Below are 5,723 nucleotides of genomic sequence, written 5' to 3'. Positions count from 1 at the left end.
ACATACCCCCGCGCCACACCCGGCCCCGCCACATACAACTCACCCACCACACCCGGCGCCACCACACCCAACGCCTCATCCAGCACGAACACCCGCGTGCCGACGACCGGTTCGCCGATCGGGGCGGCGGCCCCGGTGAGGGGCGCGCTGGTGGTGGCGTAGACGGTGGCCTCGGTGGGGCCGTAGGCGTTGACCATCCGGCGGCCGGCGGACCAGCGTTCGGCGAGCGCGGGCGGGCAGGCCTCACCCGCGACCACCAGCGAGCCGAGCTCCGGCAGTTCGGCCTCGACGCCCGCCGGCAGGGTGGCCAGGACGGACGGCGGGATGAAGAGGTGGGTGGCCCGCTGGGCGGCGAGCGCGGCGGCGAGGTCCTCGCCGACCAGCTGCGCGGTGCCGGTCTGGACCAGGGCCGCGCCGACCGTGAAGCCGATCAGGAGCTCCATGACGGACACGTCGAAGTTGGCGGACGTGAACTGGAGGATGCGGCTGCCCGCGGTGAGCCCGAAGCGCTCGGCCGTGGCGGACAGGCAGGCCAGACCGGCATGGGTGACGGTGACGCCCTTCGGGGTGCCGGTGGAGCCCGAGGTGTAGATCACGTAGGCGGTGTTGTCCGGGCGCAGCGGCGCCCTGCGATCGGCGTCCACCGGCGCGGTGCCGGGCTGCGCGTCCCAGGCCGCGGTGACGGCGGGGTCGCCGACCAGGATCTGCGGTGCTTCCAGGTCGAGTTGACGCGACGTCAGGACCAGTGCGGGCCGGGCGTCGCCGACCAGATGGGCGAGTCGCTCGACCGGGTGGTCGGGGTCGATCGGCAGGTATCCGGCACCGGACTTGAGGATGCCGAGGATCACCGCGAGCTGGGTGCGGGAGCGCTCCACAGCGACTCCGACCAGCGTCTCGGGCCCGGCCCCTCGGGCGATCAGCCAGTGGGCGATCCGGTTGGCGCGCTCGTCGAGTTCGCGGTACGAGACGGTGCCCGTGGCGTCGATGAGTGCGGGCGCCTGCGGGGTGGCGCGGACCTGGGCCTCGAACAGCTCGGGCAGGGGCGTCCCGGCCACCGTGCGCGGCGAGCAGCTCCAGGAGGCGAGCCGGCCGCGCTCCTCGCCGCTGAGGATGTCCAGTGCGCCGATGGGGAGTTCCGGGCCCTGCCCGGCGGCGGCCAGCAGGCGGATCCACCGTGCGGTGAACGCCTCGATGGTGGCGGGGTCGTAGAGCTCGGTCGCGTACTCGACCAGTCCGGTGATCCCGGCGGGCCGGCCGTCCTCGTCGAACTCCTCGATCAGGTTGACGGTGAAGTCGAACTGCGAGCCGCCCGGCGCCGGGTTGACCAACTCGGTGGTCAGGCCGGGAAGTTCGAAGCGCAGGTCCGCTTCGCTCTGCAGGGCCAGCATGATCTGCACCAGCGGGTGGTGCGCGGCCGTGCGCCGCGGGTTGAGCTTCTCCACCAGGTACTCGAACGGGATGTCCTGGTGGGTGTACGCGGCCAGGCTGGTCTCCCGGACCTGCGCCAGCAGGGCGGCGAAGCTCGGGTTTCCGGAGGTGTCGGTGCGCAGCACCAGGGTGTTGACGAAGAAGCCGACCAGGTCGTCCAGGCCCTCGTCGGTGCGGCCAGCGATCGGGGAGCCGACCGCGATGTCCGAGCCCGCCCCGTGCCGGGTCAGCAGTGCGGCCAGGCCGGCGTGCAGCACCATGAACAGCGTCGCGTCGGCCGATCGCGCGAGCTCGCGCAGCGCGGCGTGCGTGGCGGCGTCGATGGTGAACGAGGCCTCGGCGCCCCGGTAGGAGGCGATCGGCGGCCGCGGCCGGTCCGCCGGCAGCGTGGCCTGGTCCGGCAGCCCGGCCAGGTGGCTGGTCCAGTAGGCCGCCTGTCGCCCGAAGAGGCTGTCCGGGTCGGCGTCGTCACCGAGCAGCTCGTGCTGCCAGGTGCTGTAGTCGGCGTACTGCACGGGCAGCGGCGACCACTGCGGCCGCTCGCCGTCCCGACGCGCGGTGTAGGCGTTCCTGAGGTCGTCGGCGAGCGGGCCGAGCGACCAGCCGTCGCCGGCGATGTGGTGCAGCACCAGCACCAGCACGTGGACACCCGGGCCGGGGGTGAGCAGCCGGCCGCGGATCGGCATCTCCCGGTCCAGCTCGAAGCCCCGGCGGGCGCACTCCGCCACCTCGGCGGCGAGCTCGCTCTCGGGCACCTCCTCGATGCTCAGGTCCAGCCGGGCCGCCGCGGGGTCGAGGACGCGCTGGTACGGCTCGCCGTCGAGGTCCGGGAAGACCGTGCGCAGCGGCTCGTGCCGGGCGATCACGTCGTTGACCGCCGCCTCCAGCGCGGCCGGGTCCAGCTCGCCGGTGAGCCGCAGCACCAGGGGCATGTTGTAGGTCGCCGACACGCCCTCGTACTTGTAGAGGAACCAGAGCCGCTGCTGGGCGAAGGACAGCGGGAGCAGCTCAGGCCGCGGCCGTGGTTCCAGCGCCGGCCGGGTGCCCGCCTCGGTCAGCTGCCCGGCCAGCCGGGCCACCGTCGGGTTGTCGAACAGGGCCCGCAGCGGCAGCTCCACGCCCAGCACCGCACGCACCCGGCTCACCAGCCGGGTCGCCAGCAGCGAGTGACCGCCCAGCTCGAAGAAGTCGTCGTCCACCCCCGCGGACGGCACGCCCAGCACATCGGCGTAGAGCGAGAGCAGGATCTGCTCCTGCGGGGTGCGGGCCGCGCGCTGGGGCGCGCCCGCGAAGTCGGGGGCGGGCAGCGCGGCGCGGTCGAGCTTGCCGCTCGGCGTCTTCGGCAGGGCGTCGAGCAGCACGAACGCCGAGGGCATCATGTAGCCGGGCAGGCGGCTCCGGACCGCGTCCCGTACCGCGGTCAGCGACAGCTCGGTCCGCCCCTCCGGCACCAGGTACGCGACCAGTCGGCTCACGCCGTCCTGGTGTGCGCGGGCGGCGACGGCGGCCTGGGCGACGCCGGCGGCCCGGCGCAGTACGGCCTCGATCTCGCCGGGTTCGACGCGGAAGCCGCGGATCTTCACCTGGTCGTCGGCGCGACCCAGGTACTCCAGGTGACCGTCGGCGCTCCAGCGGACCAGGTCGCCGGTGCGGTACATGCGCGCACCCGCGCGGCCGTAGGGAGAGGCGACGAACCGCTCGGCGGTCAGCCCGGACCGACCGGAGTAGCCCCGGGCCAGGCCCGCGCCCGCCACGTACAGCTCGCCCGGGACGCCGGCCGGCACCAGGCCGAGCCGGTCGTCCAGCACCAGGCCGGCCAGCCCCGGCAGCGGGCGGCCGATCGGGACGATGCCGCGCTCCCCGCCGGTCAGCAGCGGGCTCATCGCGGCCCCGACGGTGGACTCGGTGGGACCGTAGGCGTTGATCATCCGGCGGCCGGGTGCCCACCGCTGCACCAGGTCGGACGGGCACGCCTCGCCCGCGACCGCCAGGGTGACCAGGTCGGTCAGCTCCTCGGGCCCGTTCAGGTCCTCCAGGGTGGCCAGCACCGACGGGGGCAGCGTCGCGTTGGCGATCCGCTCACGGCGGAGCAGGTCGGCGAGTTCCCGGCCGGCCACCCCGGTCCGTTCGGGAACCACGAGGGTGGCGGCGGCACCGAAGGTGGTGACCATCTCGGAGACCATCGCGTCGAAGCTGGACGGCGAGAACTGCACCACGCGGTCCCCCGGGCCCAGCCCGAAGGCGGCTCGCTTGGCGGCGGCCAGGCCCGCGATGCCCGCGTGGGTGATCTCCACGCCCTTGGGGCGCCCGGTGGATCCGGAGGTGTAGATCACGTACGCGGCGTACGCCGGATCGGTCGCGATACCGGGATCGCCGTCCGGGCAGTCCGCGAAGTCCTGCCGCACCCAGGCGTCGTCCAGCACGATCGACGGCGCCGCATCGGCGAGCATGTACGCCCGCCGCTCGGCCGGATAGTCCGGGTCCACCGGCACGTAGGCCGCGCCCGTCTTCAGGACGCCGAGCAGGGCCGCGATCAGGCCCGGTCCGCGCCGCAGTACCAGAGCGGCACGCTGGCCCGGGCCGAGCCCTCCGGCGGCCAGCCGGTGCGCGATCCGGTTCGACCAGGCGTCCAGCTCGGCGTAGGTCAGCTCCTCGTCGCGGCACACCACGGCCGGGGACGCGGGGGCGCGCCGCGCGGCCTCCGTGAACAGGCCGGGGAGGGTGATCGGTGCGGGGGCGGTCGCCGCGCTCCCCAGCCCGGACCAGCCGAGCAGGCGCTCGCGCTCGACCGGGTCGAGCACGTCCAGCGTCCCGATCGGCCGGTCGGCCGCGGCCAGGACGGCCCGCAGCAGCCGGGTGAGCCGGGCCCCGAACGCCTCCGCGGTGGCCCGGTCGAACAGGTCGGTCGCGTACTTCACGAAGCCCGAGATCCCGGCCGGGCTGCCGTCCGCGTCGAAGCCCTCGCCGACGTTCAGCACCAGGTCGAACTGCGAGCTGCCCTGCCCCGGGTTCTCCAACTGCGCGCTCAGCCCCGGCAGATCGAAGCGCACCTCATTGGCGTTCTGCAGGGTCAGCATGATCTGGACGAGCGGGTGGTGGCCGGTCGAGCGTTGCGGGTTGAGCGCCTCCACCAGGTACTCGAACGGGATGTCCTGGTGGGTGTACGCGGCCAGGCTGGTCTCGCGGACCTGGGACAGCAGCTCGGCGAAGGTCGGTTGCCCGGAGGTGTCGGTGCGGATGACCAGGGTGTTGACGAAGAAGCCGATCAGGTCGTCCAGGCCTTCGTCGGTGCGGCCCGCGATCGGGGAGCCGATGGCGATGTCCGAGCCCGCGCCGAGCCGGGTCAGCAGCGCGGCCAGGCCGGCGTGCAGGACCATGAACAGGGTGGTGTCGGTGGAGCGGGCCAGCTCGCGCAGCGCGGCATGGGTGCGGGCGTCGAGCGAGAAGTCCACCGTGTCGCTGCGGTAGGACGGCTGAGCGGGCCTGGGCCGGTCGGTCGGAGCCGAAACCAGCTCGGGCAGGCCGGCCAACTGGTCGGTCCAGTAGGCGGCTTGGCGGCGCAGCAGGCTGTCCGGGTCGGTCTCCTCGCCGAGGAGCTCGTGCTGCCAGAGCGTGTAGTCCGCGTACTGCACGGGCAGCGGCGACCACTGCGGCGCCTCACCACCGCGCCGGGCGGCGTAGGCCGCCACCAGGTCCGCGGCCAGCGGCGTCATCGACCAGCCGTCACCCGCGATGTGGTGCATCACCAGGACGAGCAGGGATTCGTCGTGACCGCAGCGGAGGAGAGCGGCTTGCAGGGGGGATTCGCGGTCCAGCTCGAAGCCGTGCCGGGCGAGGTCGTGGATCAGCTGGTCGCGCCGCTGTGGGGAGTCGGCGTCCTCGATGCGCAGGGTCAGCTGGGCGGTCGCCGGGGCGAGGATCTGCTGGTGGGGCCGGCCGTCGATGTCCGGGAAGACCGTGCGCAGCGGCTCGTGCCGGGCGATCACGTCGTTCAGCGCCGCCTCCAGCGCGGCCGGATCGAGCTCACCGGTCAGCCGCAGCACCAAGGGGATGTTGTAGGTCGCCGATGCTCCGTCGAACTTGTAGAGGAACCACAGGCGTTGCTGGGCAAAAGACAACGGCAGCAGGTCCGGGCGCTCACGGCGCTCCAGCACCGGCCGGGTCCCCGACTCCGTCAGGCGGCGGGCCAGGGTGGCGGGCGTCGGGGCGTCGAACAGTGTCCGCAGGGACAGCTCGGCACCCAGCACGCTGCGCACCCGGTTGATCAGCCGGGTCGCCAGCAGGGAGTGACCGCC

General features: G+C 73.7%; 1 protein-coding gene. It reads right to left on the bottom strand.

The genetic code is table 11. The features are described from left to right. The coding region (locus tag ABTY15_RS39340) for a non-ribosomal peptide synthetase (RefSeq protein WP_350607452.1) at positions 1-5,723 on the bottom strand (5,723 nt) is incomplete at both ends.

Origin of the sequence: Kitasatospora sp. NPDC097643 (assembly GCF_040302625.1) — a bacterium.
Lineage (GTDB): Bacteria > Actinomycetota > Actinomycetes > Streptomycetales > Streptomycetaceae > Kitasatospora.
Note: the sequence above shows the minus strand (reverse complement) of the source record. Positions and strands in the feature narration are given on the sequence as shown.